Origin of the sequence: Antarcticibacterium sp. 1MA-6-2 (genome assembly GCF_021535135.1) — a bacterium.
Lineage (GTDB): Bacteria > Bacteroidota > Bacteroidia > Flavobacteriales > Flavobacteriaceae > Gillisia.
In genome coordinates this window covers 940,972-962,137 of the sequence record NZ_CP091036.1, presented here as the reverse complement: position 1 = coordinate 962,137, position 21,166 = coordinate 940,972, and the positions used below count along the sequence as shown (strand labels likewise).

General features: G+C 36.9%; 25 protein-coding genes, 2 pseudogenes and 1 riboswitch. Of the genes and pseudogenes, 12 read left to right on the top strand and 15 right to left on the bottom strand.

Going from position 1 to position 21,166, the window contains the following annotated elements; genetic code table 11:
* Nucleotides 1-11 precede the first annotated feature (11 nt).
* A pseudogene (gene carB, locus LZ575_RS04920) lies at nucleotides 12-2,863 on the top strand (carbamoyl-phosphate synthase large subunit).
* A gap of 68 nt (nucleotides 2,864-2,931) precedes the next feature.
* Here the strand turns inward: carB and LZ575_RS04915 are convergent.
* A complete protein-coding gene (locus tag LZ575_RS04915) occupies nucleotides 2,932-3,330 on the bottom strand; it encodes a hypothetical protein (RefSeq protein WP_235329468.1) in 399 nt (132 codons plus the stop codon).
* A 94-nt stretch (nucleotides 3,331-3,424) separates the two neighbouring features.
* On the opposite strand from LZ575_RS04915, the gene LZ575_RS04910 reads away from it, so the two are divergent.
* Complete coding sequence (locus tag LZ575_RS04910; RefSeq protein ID WP_235329466.1) at nucleotides 3,425-3,823, top strand: DUF423 domain-containing protein; 399 nt, start codon at nucleotides 3,425-3,427, stop codon at nucleotides 3,821-3,823.
* On the opposite strand, the gene LZ575_RS04905 is transcribed toward LZ575_RS04910, so the two are convergent.
* From LZ575_RS04905 to LZ575_RS04875, 9 genes are all read right to left on the bottom strand, one after another.
* Nucleotides 3,807-4,784, bottom strand: coding sequence for a bile acid:sodium symporter (locus LZ575_RS04905; RefSeq protein ID WP_235329464.1), 978 nt, complete (start codon nucleotides 4,782-4,784; stop codon nucleotides 3,807-3,809). The genes LZ575_RS04910 and LZ575_RS04905 overlap by 17 nt on opposite strands.
* The gene (locus tag LZ575_RS04900; RefSeq protein WP_235329462.1) at nucleotides 4,781-5,329 is read right to left on the bottom strand and encodes an acyl-CoA thioesterase; all 549 of its coding nucleotides are present in this window, start codon (nucleotides 5,327-5,329) and stop codon (nucleotides 4,781-4,783) included. The genes LZ575_RS04905 and LZ575_RS04900 overlap by 4 nt, the downstream gene beginning before the upstream one ends.
* Nucleotides 5,329-5,697 carry a 6-phosphogluconate dehydrogenase gene (locus tag LZ575_RS04895; protein ID WP_235329460.1) on the bottom strand — a complete coding sequence of 123 codons (369 nt, stop codon included), beginning with the start codon at nucleotides 5,695-5,697 and terminating at the stop codon, nucleotides 5,329-5,331. Before LZ575_RS04895 ends, LZ575_RS04900 begins: the two co-directional genes overlap by 1 nt.
* A 127-nt stretch (nucleotides 5,698-5,824) precedes the next feature.
* Nucleotides 5,825-6,094 carry a DNA recombination protein RmuC gene (gene rmuC / locus LZ575_RS23285; RefSeq protein WP_311195978.1) on the bottom strand — a complete coding sequence of 90 codons (270 nt, stop codon included), beginning with the start codon at nucleotides 6,092-6,094 and terminating at the stop codon, nucleotides 5,825-5,827.
* Nucleotides 6,054-7,235 carry a DNA recombination protein RmuC gene (locus tag LZ575_RS04890; protein ID WP_311195977.1) on the bottom strand — a complete coding sequence of 394 codons (1,182 nt, stop codon included), beginning with the start codon at nucleotides 7,233-7,235 and terminating at the stop codon, nucleotides 6,054-6,056. The genes rmuC and LZ575_RS04890 overlap by 41 nt, the downstream gene beginning before the upstream one ends.
* 87 nt (nucleotides 7,236-7,322) lie before the next feature.
* On the bottom strand, nucleotides 7,323-7,790 hold the full coding sequence (locus LZ575_RS23280) for an ABC transporter ATP-binding protein (RefSeq protein WP_311195976.1): 468 nt from the start codon (nucleotides 7,788-7,790) through the stop codon (nucleotides 7,323-7,325).
* A 44-nt stretch (nucleotides 7,791-7,834) separates the two neighbouring features.
* Nucleotides 7,835-7,987, bottom strand: coding sequence for an ATP-binding cassette domain-containing protein (locus LZ575_RS23275; protein WP_311195975.1), 153 nt, complete (start codon nucleotides 7,985-7,987; stop codon nucleotides 7,835-7,837).
* Nucleotides 7,988-8,122: 135 nt separating this feature from the next.
* A complete protein-coding gene (locus LZ575_RS04880; protein WP_235329458.1) occupies nucleotides 8,123-9,154 on the bottom strand; it encodes an iron ABC transporter permease in 1,032 nt (343 codons plus the stop codon).
* A complete protein-coding gene (locus LZ575_RS04875; protein ID WP_235329456.1) occupies nucleotides 9,154-10,290 on the bottom strand; it encodes an ABC transporter substrate-binding protein in 1,137 nt (378 codons plus the stop codon). Before LZ575_RS04875 ends, LZ575_RS04880 begins: the two co-directional genes overlap by 1 nt.
* 69 nt (nucleotides 10,291-10,359) lie before the next feature.
* Nucleotides 10,360-10,627, top strand: a riboswitch (cobalamin riboswitch).
* A 31-nt stretch (nucleotides 10,628-10,658) separates the two neighbouring features.
* Here LZ575_RS04875 and LZ575_RS04870 point away from each other — a divergent pair.
* The 6 genes and pseudogenes from LZ575_RS04870 to LZ575_RS04845 form a co-directional block, all read left to right on the top strand.
* Nucleotides 10,659-10,925, top strand: a complete 267-nt coding sequence (locus LZ575_RS04870) for a hypothetical protein (RefSeq protein WP_235329454.1) — start codon at nucleotides 10,659-10,661, stop codon at nucleotides 10,923-10,925.
* Nucleotides 10,926-10,953: 28 nt separating this feature from the next.
* A complete protein-coding gene (locus tag LZ575_RS04865; RefSeq protein ID WP_235329452.1) occupies nucleotides 10,954-11,334 on the top strand; it encodes a TonB-dependent receptor in 381 nt (126 codons plus the stop codon).
* Nucleotides 11,324-11,734 carry a hypothetical protein gene (locus LZ575_RS04860; RefSeq protein WP_235329450.1) on the top strand — a complete coding sequence of 137 codons (411 nt, stop codon included), beginning with the start codon at nucleotides 11,324-11,326 and terminating at the stop codon, nucleotides 11,732-11,734. Before LZ575_RS04865 ends, LZ575_RS04860 begins: the two co-directional genes overlap by 11 nt.
* 25 nt (nucleotides 11,735-11,759) lie before the next feature.
* Nucleotides 11,760-12,500, top strand: coding sequence for a TonB-dependent receptor domain-containing protein (locus LZ575_RS04855; RefSeq protein ID WP_235329442.1), 741 nt, complete (start codon nucleotides 11,760-11,762; stop codon nucleotides 12,498-12,500).
* Nucleotides 12,501-12,503: 3 nt separating this feature from the next.
* Nucleotides 12,504-12,656, top strand: a complete 153-nt coding sequence (locus tag LZ575_RS04850) for a hypothetical protein (RefSeq protein WP_235329440.1) — start codon at nucleotides 12,504-12,506, stop codon at nucleotides 12,654-12,656.
* 44 nt (nucleotides 12,657-12,700) lie between these two features.
* Nucleotides 12,701-13,372, top strand: a pseudogene (locus LZ575_RS04845) (YncE family protein); the annotation flags it as partial.
* Nucleotides 13,373-13,629: 257 nt separating this feature from the next.
* Here LZ575_RS04845 and LZ575_RS04840 read toward each other — a convergent pair.
* The 3 genes from LZ575_RS04840 to LZ575_RS04830 form a co-directional block, all read right to left on the bottom strand.
* Entirely contained in the window at nucleotides 13,630-15,108 is a 1,479-nt protein-coding gene (locus LZ575_RS04840) for a S41 family peptidase (protein ID WP_235329436.1), read from the bottom strand.
* A gap of 184 nt (nucleotides 15,109-15,292) precedes the next feature.
* Nucleotides 15,293-15,670, bottom strand: coding sequence for a hypothetical protein (locus LZ575_RS04835; protein WP_235329434.1), 378 nt, complete (start codon nucleotides 15,668-15,670; stop codon nucleotides 15,293-15,295).
* A complete protein-coding gene (locus LZ575_RS04830) occupies nucleotides 15,606-16,745 on the bottom strand; it encodes a S41 family peptidase (RefSeq protein ID WP_235329432.1) in 1,140 nt (379 codons plus the stop codon). Before LZ575_RS04830 ends, LZ575_RS04835 begins: the two co-directional genes overlap by 65 nt.
* Nucleotides 16,746-16,867: 122 nt before the next feature.
* On the opposite strand from LZ575_RS04830, the gene LZ575_RS04825 reads away from it, so the two are divergent.
* From LZ575_RS04825 to LZ575_RS04810, 4 genes are all read left to right on the top strand, one after another.
* Complete coding sequence (locus tag LZ575_RS04825; RefSeq protein WP_235329430.1) at nucleotides 16,868-17,377, top strand: RNA polymerase sigma factor; 510 nt, start codon at nucleotides 16,868-16,870, stop codon at nucleotides 17,375-17,377.
* Nucleotides 17,378-17,494: 117 nt separating this feature from the next.
* A complete protein-coding gene (locus LZ575_RS04820; RefSeq protein ID WP_235329428.1) occupies nucleotides 17,495-17,812 on the top strand; it encodes a hypothetical protein in 318 nt (105 codons plus the stop codon).
* 15 nt (nucleotides 17,813-17,827) lie between these two features.
* The gene (locus LZ575_RS04815; protein ID WP_235329426.1) at nucleotides 17,828-18,361 is read left to right on the top strand and encodes a DUF4252 domain-containing protein; all 534 of its coding nucleotides are present in this window, start codon (nucleotides 17,828-17,830) and stop codon (nucleotides 18,359-18,361) included.
* An 8-nt stretch (nucleotides 18,362-18,369) separates the two neighbouring features.
* Nucleotides 18,370-18,960, top strand: coding sequence for a DUF4252 domain-containing protein (locus LZ575_RS04810; RefSeq protein ID WP_235329424.1), 591 nt, complete (start codon nucleotides 18,370-18,372; stop codon nucleotides 18,958-18,960).
* Nucleotides 18,961-19,039: 79 nt separating this feature from the next.
* Here LZ575_RS04810 and purB read toward each other — a convergent pair whose 3' ends face one another.
* Together purB and LZ575_RS04800 are read right to left on the bottom strand one after the other, a co-directional pair.
* Nucleotides 19,040-20,377, bottom strand: coding sequence for an adenylosuccinate lyase (purB, locus tag LZ575_RS04805; RefSeq protein WP_235329422.1), 1,338 nt, complete (start codon nucleotides 20,375-20,377; stop codon nucleotides 19,040-19,042).
* A 90-nt stretch (nucleotides 20,378-20,467) separates the two neighbouring features.
* Entirely contained in the window at nucleotides 20,468-21,148 is a 681-nt protein-coding gene (locus LZ575_RS04800; protein WP_235330674.1) for an NAD-dependent deacylase, read from the bottom strand.
* Nucleotides 21,149-21,166: the final 18 nt, after the last annotated feature.

The following is a 21,166-nucleotide window of genomic DNA, read 5'->3' as shown; positions in this document are numbered from 1 at the left end:
TTTATTTAAAAATGCCTAAAAACAATCAGCTTAAATGTGTTCTAATAATTGGTTCAGGTCCCATTGTAATTGGTCAGGCTTGTGAATTTGATTATGCAGGAGCACAATCACTAAAATCTCTTAACGAAGAAGGAATTGAGACAATTCTTATTAATTCCAATCCGGCAACAATAATGACTGACCCTTCCATGGCAGATCATATTTATTTGAAACCGCTTACCACCAAATCTATAATAGAGATATTAAAAAAACACCCAAATATTGATGCTGTATTGCCAACTATGGGAGGTCAAACTGCATTGAATCTCTGTATAGAAGCCGATGAAAAAGGGATATGGAAAGATTTTGGAGTTAAGCTTATAGGGGTTGACATTGACGCAATAAATATTACAGAAGACAGGGAGAAGTTTAAACAATTAATGGGGAAAATTGGTGTTCCTGTAGCACCTGCAAAAACTGTTACTTCTTATCTACAGGGAAAAGAAGTTGCCCAGGAATTTGGATTTCCATTAGTAATAAGGGCTTCTTTTACATTGGGTGGTACAGGAGCAGCATTTGTACACAGGGCAGAAGATTTCGATGAACTGCTCACCCTGGGCCTCGAAGCTTCTCCAATTCATGAAGTACTTATTGATAAGGCTTTAATAGGCTGGAAAGAGTATGAGCTGGAACTTCTTCGTGACAGGAATGATAATGTGGTTATTATTTGTTCTATAGAAAATATGGATCCTATGGGTATTCATACCGGGGATTCTATTACAGTTGCTCCTGCAATGACTCTTAGCGACACGACCTACCAAAGAATGCGGGACCTGGCAATTCTTATGATGAGAAGCATTGGAGATTTTGCCGGGGGTTGTAATGTACAGTTCGCAGTGAGCCCAGATGAGAAAGAAGATATTATAGCCGTGGAAATTAATCCGCGAGTTTCCCGTTCATCAGCACTGGCATCCAAAGCTACTGGCTATCCTATCGCTAAAATAGCAACGAAATTAGCAATTGGATACAACCTCAATGAATTGCAAAACCAAATTACCAAGTCAACTTCAGCTTTATTTGAACCCACCCTGGATTACGTAATTGTGAAGATCCCGCGTTGGAACTTTGATAAATTTGAAGGCAGTGATCGTACTCTTGGACTTCAAATGAAATCTGTAGGAGAGGTAATGGGAATAGGAAGATCATTTCAGGAAGCTCTTCATAAAGCCACGCAGTCTCTGGAAATTAAGAGAAACGGATTGGGTGCAGATGGAAAAGGCTATAAGAAATACGATCAAATTATTGATAAACTAACTCATCCCAGCTGGGACAGAGTTTTTGTAATATATGATGCCATTCAGGCTGGGATCCCACTTAGCAGGATCCATGAAATTACTAAAATAGATATGTGGTTCCTTAAACAATATGAGGAACTATATGCTCTCGAGGTAGAAATTTCAAAATACAGTCTTGATACACTGTCGAAAGACCTGTTACTGGAAGCAAAGCAAAAAGGATTTGCTGACAGGCAGATCGCTTATATGTTGGATTGCCTGGAAAGTGAGGTTTATAACAGAAGAGAGGAACTGGGGGTAAAGAGGATCTTTAAATTAGTAGATACCTGTGCTGCCGAATTCCGTGCATATACTCCGTATTACTACTCCACTTTTGAAGCTGATATTGAGAAAGCTGATGGAACTCGTTTTATTGATAACGAAAGTAAGGTCACAGATAAGAAAAAGATCGTTGTATTAGGATCTGGTCCTAACAGAATAGGGCAGGGGATCGAATTTGATTACTGCTGTGTTCATGGTGTCCTGGCAGCTGCGGAATGTGGATATGAAACAATAATGATCAACTGTAATCCTGAAACGGTTTCAACAGATTTTGATGTAGCAGATAAGCTTTATTTTGAGGGATTTTCTGGGAGCATATTTATGATATAATTCGCCACGAAAAACCTGAAGGAGTGATCGTGCAGCTTGGAGGTCAAACAGCATTAAAATTGGCTGAAAAACTTGATCGCTACGGAATAAAAATAATGGGCACCAGCTATAAGTCTTTGGATTTAGCTGAAGACAGGGGTAGTTTCTCCAGATTGCTACAGGAAAATGATATTCCTTACCCGGAATTTGGTGTTGCCGAAACAGCCGATGAAGCACTGGAAGTGGCTAAAGAACTAAATTTCCCTATCCTTGTGAGGCCTTCTTATGTTTTAGGTGGTCAGGGTATGAAGATCGTGATAAATAAAGACGAGCTGGAGGAGCATGTTATTGATCTCCTAAGATCTATACCTAATAATAAACTCTTACTGGACCATTATTTAGACGGAGCTATTGAAGCGGAAGCAGATGCTATTTGCGACGGTGAAAACGTGTATATTATTGGAATTATGGAACATATTGAACCTTGTGGAATTCATTCCGGAGATTCAAATTCGCTACTTCCTCCTTTTAACCTGGGAGACCTGGTAATGCAGCAAATAAAAGATCACACTCATAAAATAGCTCTGGCACTTAACACAGTGGGACTAATTAATATACAATTTGCGATCAAGGACGATAAGGTTTACATCATTGAAGCCAATCCAAGAGCTTCCAGGACTGTTCCTTTTATTGCAAAAGCTTATGGTGAGCCTTATGTAAACTATGCTACTAAAATTATGTTGGGTGAGAAGAAGATCACAGATTTTGAATTCAATCCACAGCTTAAAGGCTATGCTATTAAGCAACCTGTATTTTCATTCAATAAATTTCCAAATGTAAATAAACAATTAGGACCGGAAATGAAGAGTACTGGTGAAAGTATACTTTTTATAGATAGCTTAAGAGATGATGCTTTTTATGATTTGTATTCTAGAAGAAAGATGTATTTAAGTAAGTAAACAATTTTAAACCTATAAAAAAAAGGCTGCCGATTGGCAGCCTTTTTTATTTCTTAAAAAGCAGAAAATTAATTTTTACTTAATTCTAAAGTTTGGACAGTGTTCTTACCATCTGTAGAACGCCATACTTGCTTATCCTTCTTTTTAGAAACAATGATCCAGGTTTTATCAAGATCAGAATTGGTGGAATTTGAACTTGTAAGGGTAATTAAATCCTCGCTGGGCATATTCCATCTAAAACTTTGTGTATCACTAAACTCTGTTTGAAACATAGCATAGTTTATATCTTTTTCTCCGGTACCATTTTTATTTATCTTTATCTGGTAAGCATTTGTTGTGTTCATTGTTCTTCCTTGCTGATTGTCTACTACGTATCGATCAACATTCCAGGTTCCCACTATTTTAGGACCACCACAACTGGTAAGAAAGAAAGCTAATATTGCAGCAATAAATAATGATTTTTTCATAATAATTCTATTTTTGTTTAAAGATACGACAAATTGAATCTACAAAAAATTAGGAACTGTTGTAGGGTCCTTATTTTCACGTAATTTTAGCACTATGAAAGAAAATCTGTTAATTTTAGGAGGCATTTATGGAGGTTTAGCTGTTTTATTTGGAGCCTTTGGAGCTCATGCCCTTAAAAAGATCCTCAATGAAACCTCACAATCCAGCTTTGAAACAGGAGTGAGATATCAAATGTATCACGCACTTGTTCTAATAATTTGTGCAATAATATTTCCCTTTACCACTTCCTCGCAAATTGTTATGGGGTGGTGCTTCGTACTTGGAACATTCCTGTTTTCCTTTAGAATTTATGCTCTAAGCTTGAGTGCTGCCCGAGGTAAAAAGATCAAATTTCTGGGTCCTGTCACCCCTTTGGGAGGATTACTCCTTTTGATTGGCTGGGCGATCTTTACCTACAATGCTATGGAGTATGGAATTAATCTTCTACAATAGCAGGATTAGACTGCTTTAGCCACTTTTGCCGATAGTTTTCAGCAAAAACCGAAACGAGCAGTAACTGAAGAATGTGATATAACATGATTGGCAGAAGAAAAAGACCCACACTGGCGCTGCTTCCGAAGATAATCTTCACCATTACCGAACCATGAACAAGAGATTTTTTAGTTCCACAAAATTTTACAGTTATAGTATCTTTTAAGCTGAAACCTAAAATTCTGCAGATATAGCTCATCATTCCATATACAAGGAAAAACAGGACAATTACAATAGCGAAAAGTTTCACAAGATCCAGTACCCCCACGGTTGCAAAAAGATTGGAATTGAAGGAGTTACTAAAACTCGAGTAAACGATCAATACTATAACTGCTTTATCAAATAAACCAAGACTTTTACTGTATTTAAGCGCAATATTTCCAAAGAACCTTTGTAATAAAAGACCTGCACATAATGGAAGAACAATTTGAAAAACCAGCTTTAGGACAACGTCCAGAAATTCAAATTTTCCGGAATCAGAAAGAAAGATGCTTAACAAAAGTGGAGTGGCCAGAATTCCGATTAATCCGGAGATACTGGCATTAAAAATTGCGGTAGGCAGGTTTCCTTTCGCAATGGCAACCATAACTACAGATGAGGAAACTGTAGAGGGAAGAACTCCTAGGAAAAAGATTGCCAACCATAGATCAGATTCAGTTCCTCCTTCAAAAAATGGAAAAAAGGCAAGGGTAATGAAGGGGAATAAGATAAAAGTTGTACCCTGTATTAAGAAATGGGAAGGATAATTAAAAAATCCCTGTTTAAGCTCTGCGGGAGCCATTTTAAGTCCGTAAAAGAAAAAGATAAGACCAATCCCAATATTTATAATTAAAGGAAGAGGCAGGCGACTTAAAGCAGTGGGAAAGAAATAGGCCAACAGGATTGCCGACAGTAAGGATAGTATAAAACCATTTATTTTCATTTCATTTCCAACTTCACGTTGTGATCTTTAAGTAAATGAAGGTATTCACTGGAGGTAAAATCGGTTTCATGAAATTCCTGCTTGCGCTTCTTTTTCATATTGCTTCGTTGAATGCTTTTGACGAACCTGCGTATATCATCATCAGTTTCTATTATGAGACCTGGAACTTTGACCGATTTTCCTTCTTTATCCTTTGCTACCATTGTAAAATGAGAGGAATTACAATGTTTTACTACTCCTGTTTGAATGTTTTCAGCCTCCACTCTAATACCTATGACCATGGAACTGGAACCCACGTAATTAACTGAAGCTTTCATTGTGACGAGTTCTCCAATTTCAATAGGATTTAAAAAATCTACTGTGTCCACGCTTGCTGTAACACAATAGACACCGGAGTGTTTGGAGGCACAGGCAAAGGCGATCTGGTCTAGGAGTGACAAAATATATCCTCCATGGATTTTCCCATTAAAATTGGAATGGGAGGGAAGCATTAATTCGGAAATTACTACCTGTGACTGGGTTATTTTTTTAAATTTTTCGTGCATTATCTGTCTCTAAAATGTGGCGATCTTGCCTCTTCAACTTCTGTAATAAAATAGCGGGTATCTCCCCAAAATATAAAGGTAGAATACCTTTCAACGTATGTGAGTTTTACATAATTACCTTCGTTTTCCCTTAGCTCCTTTATAACTTCTTTATTCCCGTCTAGAACGGAAAACTGGAAAATCTGGGCACCACTTATTCCCTGGCTAATTTCACCTTCCCAGGTTTTAGTAATAACACCTTTCCTGCTGAATTTTATTAATTCCCCGGTACGAGTCCCTTCGCTATAGGGTACAAAGTAAATGAAAGCAAAATAGAGAAGGTAAAGTAGTAGTAAACTTCCCAATATATAGTAAAGCGTCTTTTTCATGGTACGATGTGGTGAACCAAATTTACATTTTCATTTTATAATATATACGAACGGGAAAAATTACCTCAAAAAAGTCTTTGTGTACATGACAAAGTTATAAAGTAATATATCCTTAAAAACATTTATTTTATTCAGCATCATCAATTTCGTAACTATCACTGCTATTTTGGGCGCGGGTGAGAAGCTTTTGATCCAGCTGCTTGCTTGCTTTTGCACCCAATTTTTTCAATTTTTCAACCCGGTTCACTAAATTTCCTTTATTAGTTAACTTTTTAATGGCAGTATCATAACTTCCCTGCACAGTACCTAATTGACGACCAATCTTCTGAAGATCGTCTGTGAGATTTACAAAAGAATCATAAAGCGCACTTAGCCTGAGTTGCAATGTCAATGGCATTTTGTTTTTGTTTCTCATTTTGCCACATCGTATCCACAGTTTTCAAAACAGCTAAAAGAGTGGTGGGAGTAACTATAATAATGTTTTTATCAAATGCTTCAGAATACAAATTTGGATATTCACCCGATGCCATTGCAAATGCAGATTCTATTGGGATAAATAACAATACGAAATCAGGGCTCTCCATTTCGTAAAGTATGTGATAGTTTTTAGCACTCAATTCCTCCACCCGTTTTTTTACCGAAGTGAGATGATCTTTTATATGATTCCTGCGAAGAGATTCTTCAGGTTCATTCATACAGCGCTCATACGCCACAAGAGAGACTTTAGAATCTACGATCATTTTCTTATTTCCGGGTAAAAAGATCACTACATCAGGACGAATGTTCTTCCCTTCTTCTGTTTGAAAATTCTGCTGCACAAAATATTCGCTGTCTTTCTGCAAACCGCTTCGTTCCAGGACTCTTTCCAGAATCATTTCCCCCCAGTTCCCCTGCATTTGGGAATCTCCTTTTAATGCTTTTGTGAGATTGGTAGCTTCCTCACTAATCCTGATGTTTTGTTTATTAAGGAATTGAAGTTGCTCACCCAACTGTGCATGCCGCTCTATAAAGTCGGAATTATTCTTTTGAACCTTTTCTTCAAAACTTTTGATCTTCTCGTTTAGCGGGTGCAAAATATTTTGAATATTTTCCTTATTAAGGTTGGTAAATTTTTCTGATTTTTCTTCAAAGATCTTGTTCGCCAGATTTTCAAATTGCGCTTCAAATTTTTTCTGAAGTTGTTCTACTTCCTCTTTTTGTTCCAGATTTCTTTGCTGAAGGTTCTCAAATTCTGCATTTCTTCGGGTAAGATCATTGCTGAAAAAATCTCTTTCTTTCCTCAATAGATCTCTCTCTTTTTCTACTTTAAATAACAGGTTTTCGTGGTGAAGTAGTGCTTCAGACCTTTCTTTTTTAAATTCTTCAACACTGTTGATATGCTGATTATTAAGGTCTTCAATCTTAAGTTTTAATTGATTGTTTTTTTCAGCTAAATCACCCGATCTTGCTTTAGCTTTTAAACCAGCGATATAGTTGCCCAGCAAGTAACCCAGGGCGAGAGCAAGAAGTAAATAAAACGGGTTCAGAATAAAATCCATGATATCTGGCAGAGAAGAATTTACTCAAAGATAATTAAATGATCTTCTTGTAAAAGTTCTGTGCCCACTTCTCCTGAAGATTTTCAGTTAAGGTTTAATTTTAAATGATTGAGATGATTTATCAAAAACGATGAGATCTTCAGGAAAAATTCTGGAGAAGGCCTCATTTTCCATGAGTTGAAAAGGAGAACCTATCATTACGTCATCTTTTTTCATCAAAATGATCTTATCGCATAACTGCAGGGCCAGATTAATCTCGTGCGTAGAAAATACTATACTTTTCCTCGTTTGAATTGTAAGTCTTTTCAGGAGTTTTAATACGTACGCCTGGTGGTAAATATCAAGATGTGTGGTGGGTTCATCCAGCAGCACTACCGGAGTATCCTGTGCAAGTGCCCGGCCTATTAGTACCTTTTGAAGTTGACCGTCACTCAACTCATAACATTTCTTATGTTGTATATCTTCAATATCAATTAATTTCAGAGAATTCCTGATGTGCTCACTGTCCTTTTGTGATAATGTTCCTATCCAATTGGTATAAGGTTGTCTTCCCAAAGCAATTAGCTCAAGAACAGTTAGATTCTTAGAATAAGGTTGACTTAAGTAAGCACGACACTCACCAATTCTGCCAGTTCTAATGATGAAGTTTCCTGTAAAGGCTTCGATCTAATAAAAATTTCTCCCAGGAGAGCTTCCTGCACTCCACTTAATGTACGTAAGAGAGTAGATTTTCCAACCCCGTTAACACCCACTACGGCTACTAACTCCCCTTCATAAATATCTAGGTTAATTTGAGAAGCTATAACAGTATTCTTCTTTTTACTTTTATAACCTATTTCAAGGTTTTTAGTACTAAGGGTAATATGTGAATCAATCTTTTTTATAAATTAAAATATAAATTTTCGCTTCCTCACCAATAGCCATATGACTACAGGAGCTCCAACGAGAGAGGTGATGGCATTAATAGGTAAAGTATATTGACTGCCGGGTAATTGTGCAACTATATCACACACAAGCATTAAAATGGCTCCACCTAAAATCACAGCGGGAAGCAATATCCTGTGATCATTTAAAGAGATCACATTTCTTATCAAATGAGGGACCGCTAATCCTACAAATGCAATGGGACCTGCAAAGGCGGTGATACTTCCTGCCAACAAACTTGTGGCCAGTATTATCAAGAGTCTGTTTCTGCCAATGCTTACTCCCAGGCTCCTGGCATATTGCTCCCCCAGCAGAAGCGAATTTAAATTTTTAATGCAGAAGACAGAGATAATTATTCCCAGGATCCAGAAAATAAATAAAATTCCTACTTCTTCCCAGGAAAGATTTCCCAGGCTGCCAAAAGACCAAAAGACATATTGTTGCAATTGTGCTGCAGGACTAAAATAAGATAAAACGCTTACCACTGCAGCAGTGAGACTGGCGAACATAAGACCTATAATTAAAATAGCCATAGTATCCCGCAGTTTGGCTGAAGCGAGAAGTACCGCTAGTAAAACAAGTAAACTCCCCAAACTTGCGGCTATTACCAGGCTCCATTTGGAAAGTAAAAAGCTAGTGGCTACTCCTCCAAAAACGTACGAACCCATAATTATAAGAGCAACTCCCAGGCTGGCTCCACTGCTAAGTCCCAGGACGTAGGGACCTGCCAGAGGGTTGCGAAATAAGGTCTGCATTAAAAGCCCGCTAACCGCAAGACCAGATCCCGTGAGAATGGCCGTCATTACCTTTGGAAGACGAAATTCAATAAGAATATATTTCCAGCTTTCCCTGCTAACTTCCTCCCCAAGAAATGTGTTAAAAACTTCCCTCACCGGGATATTAACCGATCCCAGGCTTAAATTTAAAATTGAAAAGGCAATGACCGCTAAAAACAGAATGAGTAAAAGTATCTTATAATGGGTACTTCCTTGCATTAATCTAAGGGTTTAAAGAATGTCCTCTCATAATCCGGAAGTAAAGAGGGGTGGAATATCGAGATAAGGTCCTTCAAAACCAGATCTGGTCTATTGGGTGCCTGCTCATAAAAAATAACTCCGCCTGTTTCACCTTTAGTGTTAGCATAAGTGAATACATTTTTTGATGTTACTGCTTTAAATTGCTCGTAATGATGAGAAGCTTCCTGTAATTGTTCAAAAGATATAAATTGACCGGGAGCAACCCAATAATCAGCATTTTGAGCATCACTTAAGACGGTTTCAAAGGCCAGGGCAATACTACCACTTCCTTCAGTATCCTTGTAAATATATGAAGCATTAGAATCTTCAATGAATTGCGCAAGCCAGGAATTACCATAGGGAACGTACCACTGCTCCTTGTACATTGAGCCACTTAAGACAACAGGTTTTTCTTCAGCTGCCTTTGCAAGTGTTTTTGCTGCCTGATAATTTATCTCCACCCGGATGAAATATTCTTCAGCTTCTTTAGATTTATTAAAGAGTGCGCCAAAAAATTTTATCCATTCGGCTTTTCCTAAAGGTGAATTTTCTGTCCAGTCTCCATTGAAAATGACTAGTATTCCAGCTCTTTTTAATGTGTTGTAAGTTTTATTGTTACCGTTTACCGCGAAACCAATCACCAGGTCAGGATTTGAAGCAATTAGGATTTCAGTATTGATCGCTTCATTTTTTCCTAATTCGGTTATTTCTCCACTTTCAATCCTATTTCTTGTTTTTTGAGAAGAAACATAATCAAGTCCCGGGAATCCTATTAATTTTTCTTCACTTTCTAAAACTTCAAGTGAGGGGATATGGGTGGTGGATGTAACGACAATATTTTCTACAGGAATTTTAATTTTGTGCTCAAACTTTAAATCAGCAGGTACTTTTGCTTCATCCTCTACAAGTAAATAGCGGTAAATTTGATTGGCATCTGGCCAGGGATCTTTAACGATAAGGACTTTATAACCCTCATAAGATTCAATAGAAAATCCTTCAGCATATTTAATTTCAACCAGCTCAGCTTCAGTTGGTTTGGGAGAAGAGCCTTTTTCGCTTTCTCCTTTACAGGATAAGAATAGAACAGCGAAAATGAGTAAGAGATTATTTTTCAAGGCATGGGATTTACAGCTCAAAAGTAATATTATTTAATTTTTTTCAGCGTAAAGAAACTTAAATGTTTAAATTTGCACCAGAATTTTGGTTCGATACGGGTGCTATATTTATAGCGCCATTTCGATTAAAAGGGAATCAGGTGAATTGAAGATAGAATATTTTTAATTCGTATTTAATACTTCAATTAATCCTGAGCTGTTCCCGCAACTGTAAGCTTTGTCCCTTAAACAGGGATGCTTTTTGTTATTACTTCTTTACCACTGTTCCTTAAAATGGAATGGGAAGGTGAACAAAAAGACGCGAGCCAGGAGACCTGCCAAATCAAACTTAAAAGATTCGCGACTTTCGGGATAAAAGTCTGAGGCAGATGAAAAACGTATACTACTTTTTTACCTTAACGGCACTTGTATTTGCATTCCCTGCAATTGCACAACCGGATTCTATTACAGTACTTGAGGAAGTCTTTCTTGTAGACACCCGTCTTAAAGACTTTTCTACGGGCCAAACAGTAATTAAAATTTCTGATTCGGCTACCAAACATACCCGTCCTTTACTAACTTCTTTGTTAAATTTTAATACTCCTATTTTCTTCAAGGAAAACGGTAACGGGATGGTTTCTTCACTAAGCTTTTAGGGGTACTACTGCATCACAAACGGCTGTTTTGTGGAATGGGATCAATATTAATTCACAATTTAACGGGCAAATAGATTTTAATACTATTAATGCTGCAGGCTTTGATGAGATAGCAGTTAGGGGCGGCGGAGGAAGTGTTGCCTATGGCACTGGGGCAATTGGAGGAACCGTACATTTAAATACAAATTTGTCCTTTCGGGATAGACTGGAAAATGATCTTTTTCTTGAATACGGAAGCTTTAATACTCTTGATGCTCGTTACAGGCTAAAGGCAGGTTGGGAAAAATGGAGTATATCTGTGGCAGGAGCGCATAATAGTTCAGATAACGATTATGAATGGCCAAACGCCAGGAAAAATCTTAACGGACAGTTCTACAGTAATTCCATAAACTTTGGGATTGCATACTAGGTTTAACAATCGCAATATTTTTAAATATTACGGGGAACTTTTCGACAGTGAAAGACATTTTTCCTTAATAAGGCCTTCAGAAACGAGGACAAAGTATCAAAACTTCAATAATCGTAATTTGCTGGAGTGGGAGAGCAGGTTACAGAAATTTAAATCTATTACCAGGATTGCTTTTTTGGATGAAAATTACCGTTACTACGAGAACATAGATTCAAACCGTTATTCTTTTGGAGAGGCAAAAACTATTATTGGCAAATATGACCTCGAATATTCAGGTTTGGAAAAGTTCCAGTTCAATGCAATCTTAACGAACACCTACACCATGGGTGAGGGAAGTAGCATTGGAGAGAACAACAGGAATATATTTTCCGCTGCGCTTTTAATGAAACACCTAGCCTAATGACCACTTAACTTATGAGGCAGGTTTGCGGAAGGAAAGCACCAATAATTATAAAAGTCCCTTCCTTTTTTCAGCAGGAGGGCGCTATAAATTTTCAGAATTTTATATTCTTAAGCTGAACGTCTCCCGAAATTTTCGAATCCCAACCTATAATGATCTCTACTGGACAACATCTGGAAATACAGTTTTAAATCCGGAAGTTTCTCTGCAAGGGGAAATTGGAAACAGCTTTACCTGGAAAGGAATAGGTTTAGATCTTACTGCTTACTATATAGATATTAAAAATATGATCCAGTGGATTCCCGGAAGTAACGGTGAGTGGAGACCCAGAAATGTGGCAGAAGTTAGAACCTATGGGCTTGAAGGACTAATGAGGTGGAACAGGAAAATTGGAGATCAACAGTATGTAAACCTTAATGCTACCTATGCTTATACAGTTTCAGAAAACCGAGACACTTACCAACAGTTAATTTATGTGCCTTTTCATAAAACTACTGCTTCCCTGGAATATAAAAACAAGCGATGGGAGGTGAATTACCAACTTATGTTCAACGGTGAAGTTTTTACCCGGTCAAACAATGATACTCGCTATAATCTGTCTTCTTACTCAGTTTCAAATATAGCCTCTTCCTATGGTTTTGGAAATATGGCAAATTACAGACTGGGTGCGCGTGTAAATAATCTTTTTGATGAAGCCTATCAAAGTATGGAAAATCGCTGGATGCCCGGCATAAACTTTAATATATACCTAAACCTTAATTTTTAAACTATGAAGATTACCAGATCATTTTTATTCGGAATGCTTGGAGCGTTTTTATTAAACTCCTGTAGCAGTGACGATGATATTGTAGAATTACCTGAAGAAGGCAGCGAATATTCCAATGGATTTTTTGTGCTAAATGAGGGTTCACAGGCTGCTTAAGTACAGTTACATTTGTAAGTGATGATTTACAAACTGTAGAACAGGAAATTTTTGCGGCAGTGAGCGAAGGTGATGATCTTGGGAAGTACCTTCAATCTATGTTCTTTGATGAGAACAACGCATATATAATTTCTAACGGATCAAATATGATTACAGTTGTAGACAGGCACACCTTTGAACTGGTTGGAAGAGTAGAAAGTGATTTGCAGGTACCTTATTATGGTACTATAATTAACGGAAAAGCTTATGTAACCAACCTTGCAAGTTTTGATTCTAATACAGATGATTTTGTGGCCGTCATTAATTTGGAAACCCTGGAAGTTGAAGAAACAATTGAAATCAACAATACAGCATCCTATATAACTCAAGCTAAGGAGCTGCTTTATGTGCAAAATTCTTCCTTTGGTTCAGGTAATTCGATAAGCGTCCTTAATCCTGCTACAAACACGGTGGTAAATACTATAGAGGTTGCGGCTGGCCTTAACTCTATAAAAGTTGTGGGAGATCGTTTATACACTTTAAGCAGTGGAACCCTACAGGTGATCAATCTTAACAGTGGAGAGGTAGAATCCCAAATTATTTCTGCGGAAGGATTGGCAGGCGCTAGTAAAATTGATGTTGAAGGACAATCTATATATTACACAATTGGAAAAGGAGTATATTCTATTTCCACAGATGCCACAGAACTTAGCAGCAGAGCCTCTTTTTCAATATGAAAGCAATTCAGAATGGGGCATAATGTATGGTTTTGAGGTAGAAGATGGGAGAGTCTATGTTGCAGATGCTTAAGTGATTTTGCTTCAAATAGTTTTGTAGAAGTGTATTCTACAGCAGGAGAACTTCTTCAAAAAATCGAAGTTGGAGTAGCACCAAACGGATTTTACTTTAATAACTAAGTTATTGTTGTTCATATAAAAACGGCCACCGAAAATAAAGATTTCCGGTGGCCGTTTTAATTGATTTCTGTTTCATTTTACTCTATTACTTCAGGCAATTTGTCTATATACATTCTTTGATATTCCGGCTCAAACATTCCGCTTTCTCCTATATTTTTATATTCTTTAACTTCAGGAATGGAAACTCTGTTGCCTTTAATTACATCCAGCGCCACCTTTAGTAAAGGTTCTGAAGGGTCTCCCAGTATTCCCAGATTCCTAACATTCTCTTTTAAAGTAATATCAGGAGTAAGTCCATTTACGTAATCTGATACATCATGGGCATTATGAGATTTTAAAACGAGGGGTTGCATGGCATACTTATGCGTGGTTTTTAAAGATGCGTGATCTTTGGAAAAATCTTCAGAATCATATAGAGTGACCGAAGCCTGAAATTTTCCTGTAGTTACATCTCCAATTTGTACGACATCAATATAAGGATCTAGTCCATTAATAATTAATTCACTTGCTGAAGCAGAAGATGCAGTTGTTAAAACAAACACACGGGAAAGATTAAGACTATTAATGGGAGTTCCTGTTCTCAAGGTCTTATTAAAATTATTCAACAAATACTCCGGTTTATTTTGCTCGTAATATTTCTGATATTTTTGATTCCATTTCTCTTTCATAAAGAGCTGGCCAGGAATTGGCTTAGTAATCATTGCAGCAAGATCAGTCGCAGTTCTTACAGAACCTCCACCGTTGTACCTTAGATCTAAGACCAGCTCAGTAACTCCGGCTCCTTTTAATTCCTTAAAAGCATTGTTTAGATCTTCATCGTAATCTTCATCAAAACTATTATAGTATAAATAACCAACTTTTTCACCATCGATATCCATAACTTTATTGTAGGCAATTGGATTTTCTTTTTGCTCACGTTCAGAAATGGTGATAGTTTGATCTAACTCACTTATTGTATTATCTTCGATTTTAGCAAGACCAATGCTAAAGCTGTTAGAATCCAACAGTTCATTGTAATTGGAAGTAGTTATTTGTTGCCCGTCGATCCTGTTAAAGATCATTCCTCTTTTTACTCCTTTATCGTCTGCATTAGATCCCGGCAGTACTAATTTCACATAACCAAATACTTCAGAACAATTAGTACAGTAGCTTACCAATCCATAGCTCATTCCTGTAATGGCATCTAAGCCTCCTGAAGTTTTATTATAATCATTATAATCATCCATAATATAACTAAAGCGATCATGGGATGCCATAAGTCTTTCGAATAAGTCTTCGGGTTTGGTGTAGTTGTCCAAAAAATCTTCTTTATCCTCCTGGGTCGCAAAATAATCAGAGGCAAGTAAATCCACGTCACTGTTGTATAAATAAATATCACTCATCCCACGATATATAAATTTTTGTACCTCAAGATCCTTCTTAATTATTGTACTGGCAGGATTATCAATATTATTTTCAGTTTCCTCCTCAATAAATTCCTCATTATCGGCTGAACAACTGAACAGCAAACCTAGCAGGAAGATCAATAAAAAGTTATTATTTTTTGTCAATTTCATATTGTTTATTTAAATATATGAATAGTCAATAAGAGGAGGGGGAAGTAAATTTACAGATTATTTTCTACACATTAAGTCGCTTAGGCTACCCCAAGCTTACAATGGAAGTACAACATATGATAAGGTTTAAAGCTAAAAAGCTGACATAATTAAAAATCGGCCTTTTTACTAAAAGTATAACGATCTAGTCAACAGGAATTTGTGGAATATCGTGTATATACATTCTCTGGTAAGTTGGTTGAAACATTCCATCTTCACCAGCAAACTTGTAGGTTTGAAATTGAGGAACAGAAACTCTATTTTCCTGAATAAGATTTAGAGCAGCTCTTAATAAAGGTTCGTCAAGATCACCCAGTATTCCATAGTTTCTAATATTTTCTTTAAGTTCAAGATCAGGACTTAAACCATTAATATAATCTGAAACTCCATTCTTGTTTACAGATTTTAATATTAACGGCTGAATAGCATAAGTATGTTTCGTATTTGCATTTTGTCTCCTAAAATTGGGTGAATCGTATAAGGTAGTGGATGCCGTAAATTTGCTTAGTTGTTTTATCTCCAACCTGAACTACATCAATATAAGGATCCAAACCATTAATTATTAACTCACTTGCAGAAGCAGATCGAGAGGAAGTTAATACATAAACTCTCTCCAGCATCAAACTATTTATTTGTGTTCCACTTCTTAAAGTGGTATTAAATTTATTGACCAATCCATTAGGATCATTTTCTTCCCAATATTCCTGAAGTTCAGCATTCCATTCTTCTTTCATAAATACCTGTCCCGGAAACTGGTAAGTAATCATGGCTGCAAGATCTGTGGCAGTTCTAACGTCTCCACCGCTGTTGTAACGAAGATCAAGAATTAATTCTTCAACATTATCTGCTTTAAATTGTCCAAAGGCAGTATTTAATTGTTCATCAAACTCATTTGTAAAACTATTATACATTAGGTACCCAATCTTTTTACCGTCAATGGTTAAAGTTTTAGCTATGTAAACGGGATTTGATTGATAAACTGCAGTTGTAAGATTTACTGTTTCTCCTGAATCTATAATAGTGTTTTCCTCAATACTGGCGATATTAAGGGTATAGCTATCACCGCCTAACAACGCCCCGTAATTAGTATCAGTTAATTGTTCCCCATTTACCTTTGTGAAGATATCTCCTCTCTTAACACCTGCAACCTGAGCAGAAGTTCCGGGTTCAACAAATCGCACCACTCCAAAAATATTATTTGAATCTTCAGAGTAATAACTAAGGACATAAGACATTCCCGAAGTTTTAGTTATTCCCGCGAAAGAATTTTCAAGCTCTATATAATCATCTACAATCCAGCTAAACCTATCTTGTGATGCTACAACTCCATCGTAGAAAAAATCTTCGGGAGTAGGGTAGTTATCAATAAAATCATTCAGTTGGGACTGCGTGTCAAAATAATCATTTGCTAATTGCGGAATATCAGCCTTATAGAGATAATATAAATTCATTCCTTTATAAATAAAGTTCTCAACTGTAAAATCTCTCTTATCACCCGGTTTTACTGCCTGAGGACCTATGTCATCTTCATCTTTAGAACAAGAAATAGTAGAGCTACTTACAAGTAGGGCCAGTAAAAAAAGCTTTAATAATTTCATATATGTAATTTTGATTTAAGTAACCTTTAAAAATAGTTACAATTTTTTGACATTTCAATTCCCCTTGTAACAAATTCACAAGTGGTTCGTCGTAAAGATGTAGAGGTACTAACAACCAACCAATGAACCAAAACACCTTTGTTAAACTAATTGATCCCGTTAAGGATAAAATTTATCGTTTGGCACTGCGATTGCTAACGTCAAGGGAAGCAGCCGAGGATGCGACCCAAGATGTAATATTAAAATTGTGGAGCCGGAATGATAAACTCAATCACTATGCCAATCTTGAGGCCTTTGCGATGACAGTAACGAAAAACCACTGCCTTGATCAGTTGAAATTGAAGCAGAACAATAATTTAAAAATAGTTCACAGCAATTACGATAGTAAAGAAAATAACCAACATCAACAGCTGGAGATAAGTGATGAACTGGACCAGGTAAATAAGATTCTGAATGCCTTGCCGGAACAGCAAAAACTAATTTTTCAACTAAGGGATGTAGAGCAATATGATTATGAAGAAATATCAGAAATAACCCAAATGAATGAAACCGCAATTCGTGTGGCACTTTCAAGGGCGAGAAAAAAAATAAGAGAAGAATTAATAAAAAAACACAACTATGGAATTAACTAAAATAGAAGCTCTTCTGCAAAAATATGAGGATGGGAACACCAGCCTTGCTGAAGAAAAGCTTTTGCGGGAATATTTTACCTCTGGAAAAGTGCTTAAGCACATTTAGAAGAATATATATTGCTATTTTCTTATGTAGCAAGAGAAAATTCTGCTTCTTATCCGGGAGAGATTAAAGTGAGATCGCATAGAAAGAAATATGCCTTCACCGGGATTGCAGCAAGTATTATCCTGGCAGTAGGATTATTTGTGGGACTTAATAATGGGCAGGAAGATCTAAATCAGCAGGATTTAGGGACTATAGAAGACCCCCAGGAAGCATATGAAAAAGCAAAAGAAAGCCTGCAGTTAATTTCTGCCGCATTAAACTCCGGCAGGGAAGACCTGGCTTACATAGAAGAATTTGATAAAGCCAAAAACAAGTACATAAAAGAATAATTAAAACCAAAAACAATGAAAAAGATAGCAATTTTAGTCGCCGTAGCCCTAATATCTTTAACGGGATACTCGCAAAGTTTTGAGAAGTACGATTCAATGAAGGAAGTAGATGCCGTGGTCATGACAAGCAAAATGTTTAAACTATTGTCAAAAGTAGATTTAAGTGCAGATGATCCCGAGGCCCAGCAATACCTTAATTTAATCGATAATTTAAAGGAAATTAGAGTGTATAGTTCCCACCAGCAAGGGGTGCGGTCACAAATGGCCACAGATGTTGCCTCTTATCTTAAAAAAGGTACGCTGGATGAATTAATGAGAGTGAGTGAAGGTGGAAATAATATCAAGTTCTATTCTAAACCCGGCCGTAATGACAATTTTGTAAGTGAACTGTTTATGTTTATGGAAGGGCAGAAAGATGGAAAACCTGTTTCTGTAATAATGAGTATTACAGGAGACTTGGATCTTACAAAGATTTCTAAACTAACTTCTGATCTTAAAGTACCAGGGTCTGAAGAATTGAAAAATGTAAAAGCAAATAAGTCTAAATAATAAATATTATGAGACTGCTTAAATCAATAGGTGTCGCTTTCCTGGTTACGTGGATGATCTCCTGTGACAACCAGCAAACGCTGCAGGAATATTATGTAGACAACCAGGAAAGCAAAGATTTCGTAGCTTTTGACATTCCTGCAAGTATGTTTGCAAATGCAGAAAGCCTGGATCTTGAACAGCGGGAAATTCTTGAAACAGTTAAGAAAATTAATATTCTTGCTATTCCAAAAAAAGACGCCAATACTGAGACTATTGAAGTAGAAAAAAATAATCTTTTCAATATACTTAAGGAGGAAAAGTACCAGCTGCTAATGAGGTATGGAGGTGGAACTTCCAGGATGGAAATTTACTTTACTAGCGAAGAAGAGGCAGTAGATGAAGTCATTATTTATGGATTTGATGACTCAAAAGGTATGGGTATTGCCCGCTTACTGGGTAAGGATATGAATCCCGGGGACATTATGCAACTTGTACGTTCTCTGCAGGAAGGGGATCTAAATCTGGAGGCATTCTCTGGGGTAAAAGAGATCTTTGCTTCAACTGGTGGAGCAGAAGAAGAAACACAGGAAATTGAAGAAACCGATGGAAAAGAATAAACGTTAGGAGAAATTCTTTATGCATTAAAAAGCCCGGTAATAAAATATCGGGCTTTTTGTATTTCAGAATGAATATATTTTAAAGACCTGTATAATTTTGAGGAGTGATAGATTTTAATTCCACTTTAATTTCCTCAGTTACTCTCAAAGTCTCAATAAAGTTTGCAATACTTTCCTGGTTAATTGCTTCGTTTGTTCTCGTGAGTCCTTTCAATGCTTCATAAGGGTTTGGATAGCCTTCCCTTCTTAAAATAGTTTGAATTGCTTCTGCCACAACTGCCCAATTGTTTTCCAGGTCTTGTTGAATTTTACTTTCGTTTAGTAGTAGCTTATTCAATCCCTTAAGGGTAGACTGAAACGCAATTAAAGTATGTCCAATAGGAACACCAATATTTCTTAAAACAGTGCTGTCCGTTAGATCCCTTTGAAGTCGGCTCACAGGTAATTTTGCCGATAAATGTTCAAATATTGCATTAGCGAGACCCAAATTTCCTTCGCTGTTCTCAAAATCTATAGGATTAACTTTATGAGGCATGGCAGAAGATCCCACTTCTCCTTCTTTTATCTTCTGTTTAAAGTAATCCATGGAGATATATGTCCAGAAATCGCGATTAAGATCGATAAGGATAGTATTCAGCCTTTTAAGATTATCAAATAAGGCTGCCATATTATCGTAATGTTCAATTTGAGTGGTAGGGAAAGAATGATTAAGCCCAAGATCCTTTTCCACAAAGTCGGTTCCAAATTTTCTCCAATCTATAGTTGGATAAGCAACTTTATGAGCATTATAATTTCCTGTTGCTCCTCCAAACTTTGAGGAGTGAGGTACAGTCTCTAATTGCGTTTTTTGAATTTGCAAACGAGTTATAAAAACTTCCATTTCTTTGCCTAAGCGGGTGGGAGAGGCGGGCTGTCCATGAGTACGGGCCAGTAATGGAATTTTTTCCCATTCCTTTGACAAATCTGTTAACTTCTGAATTATTTGATCAAGGCCTGGAAGATACACATCTGTAACAGCCTCTTTTAAACTTAAAGGTACTGCAGTATTATTAATATCCTGGGAGGTAAGGCCAAAATGAATAAATTCTTTGTATTCCCCAAGCTCAAGGTCGTCAAATTTTTGTTTTATAAAATATTCAACCGCCTTTACATCGTGATTGGTTGTTTTTTCAATTTCTTTTACAGCAGCTGCATCAATAGAGGTGAAATTTTTAAAGATGTTCCGTAGATCATCAAATCTCTCTTCTGCCACATTTTTAAGCTGGGGTAAAGGCAATTTACATAAGGCAATAAAATATTCGATTTCCACCCGTACCCGATATTGGATAAGGGCTTCTTCGCTAAAATATTTTATAAGTTCCCGGGTTTTTTGATGATATCTTCCGTCAATAGGTGAAATTGCTTTAAGCGGTGTCATTTATGGGTGTTTAAATTAAAAAGGCTAAGATAAGTCATTAACAATTTTTATTTAATCACACGGCATTTTTATTTTGTGGATCCGTTAAGCTTACTCACGAAGCAATTCTTTTACTAGTTGAGGGACTCCCACAGATGCTTTTTTGTCTATTACAGTAATATCCTGGCGGTGCCTGAGGGAAGGATTAGGATCAATGAAATATATTTCAGCATCTGCTTTAGCATAATCCAGAAGGGCAGCTGCAGGATAAACCTGCATAGAAGTTCCTACGATAATTAAAATATCAGCTTTCTCTGTTATTTCGAAAGCTACAGGAAACATAGGAACTTCTTCTCCAAACCAAACAATATGAGGGCGAAGTTGATGATTGTGTTCACAAAAGTCACCGGGATTGAGGTCCTTTCTCCAGTCAAGCACTAAATCGGGATCAAAGGTGCTTCTTACTTTTAAGAGTTCCCCATGTAAATGTAGTATCCTGGAGCTGCCAGCTCTTTCGTGAAGATCATCTACATTTTGAGTTATAATATTTACTTTGAACTTTTTTTCCAGGTCAGCTAAAGCAAAATGAGCAGGATTTGGCTCTACCTCCTGGAGTTGCCTTCGTCGTTGATTGTAGAATTCAAGAACGGTTTCAGGGTTTTTATTCCAGCCGAGAGGGGATGCGACTTCCATTACATCGTGGCCTTCCCACAACCCATTTGCATCACGAAAAGTATTTATTCCACTTTCGGCACTAATACCTGCTCCAGTCAAGACCACTACCTGTTTCATAATATTCTTGTATTTATA

What these genes read in the sequence shown, in the direction of transcription:
- LZ575_RS04915 (WP_235329468.1), bottom strand. Translation starts at nt 3,330, where the DNA reads ATGAAAAAATCATTATTTATTGCTGCAATATTAGCTTTCTTTCTTACC.
- LZ575_RS04910 (WP_235329466.1), top strand. Translation starts at nt 3,425, where the DNA reads ATGAAAGAAAATCTGTTAATTTTAGGAGGCATTTATGGAGGTTTAGCT.
- LZ575_RS04905 (WP_235329464.1), bottom strand. Translation starts at nt 4,784, where the DNA reads ATGAAAATAAATGGTTTTATACTATCCTTACTGTCGGCAATCCTGTTG.
- LZ575_RS04900 (WP_235329462.1), bottom strand. Translation starts at nt 5,329, where the DNA reads ATGCACGAAAAATTTAAAAAAATAACCCAGTCACAGGTAGTAATTTCC.
- LZ575_RS04895 (WP_235329460.1), bottom strand. Translation starts at nt 5,697, where the DNA reads ATGAAAAAGACGCTTTACTATATATTGGGAAGTTTACTACTACTTTAC.
- rmuC (WP_311195978.1), bottom strand. Translation starts at nt 6,094, where the DNA reads ATGCCATTGACATTGCAACTCAGGCTAAGTGCGCTTTATGATTCTTTT.
- LZ575_RS04890 (WP_311195977.1), bottom strand. Translation starts at nt 7,235, where the DNA reads ATGGATTTTATTCTGAACCCGTTTTATTTACTTCTTGCTCTCGCCCTG.
- LZ575_RS04880 (WP_235329458.1), bottom strand. Translation starts at nt 9,154, where the DNA reads ATGCAAGGAAGTACCCATTATAAGATACTTTTACTCATTCTGTTTTTA.
- LZ575_RS04870 (WP_235329454.1), top strand. Translation starts at nt 10,659, where the DNA reads ATGAAAAACGTATACTACTTTTTTACCTTAACGGCACTTGTATTTGCA.
- LZ575_RS04850 (WP_235329440.1), top strand. Translation starts at nt 12,504, where the DNA reads ATGAAGATTACCAGATCATTTTTATTCGGAATGCTTGGAGCGTTTTTA.
- LZ575_RS04840 (WP_235329436.1), bottom strand. Translation starts at nt 15,108, where the DNA reads ATGAAATTGACAAAAAATAATAACTTTTTATTGATCTTCCTGCTAGGT.
- LZ575_RS04830 (WP_235329432.1), bottom strand. Translation starts at nt 16,745, where the DNA reads ATGAAATTATTAAAGCTTTTTTTACTGGCCCTACTTGTAAGTAGCTCT.
- LZ575_RS04825 (WP_235329430.1), top strand. Translation starts at nt 16,868, where the DNA reads ATGAACCAAAACACCTTTGTTAAACTAATTGATCCCGTTAAGGATAAA.
- LZ575_RS04815 (WP_235329426.1), top strand. Translation starts at nt 17,828, where the DNA reads ATGAAAAAGATAGCAATTTTAGTCGCCGTAGCCCTAATATCTTTAACG.
- LZ575_RS04810 (WP_235329424.1), top strand. Translation starts at nt 18,370, where the DNA reads ATGAGACTGCTTAAATCAATAGGTGTCGCTTTCCTGGTTACGTGGATG.
- purB (WP_235329422.1), bottom strand. Translation starts at nt 20,377, where the DNA reads ATGACACCGCTTAAAGCAATTTCACCTATTGACGGAAGATATCATCAA.
- LZ575_RS04800 (WP_235330674.1), bottom strand. Translation starts at nt 21,148, where the DNA reads ATGAAACAGGTAGTGGTCTTGACTGGAGCAGGTATTAGTGCCGAAAGT.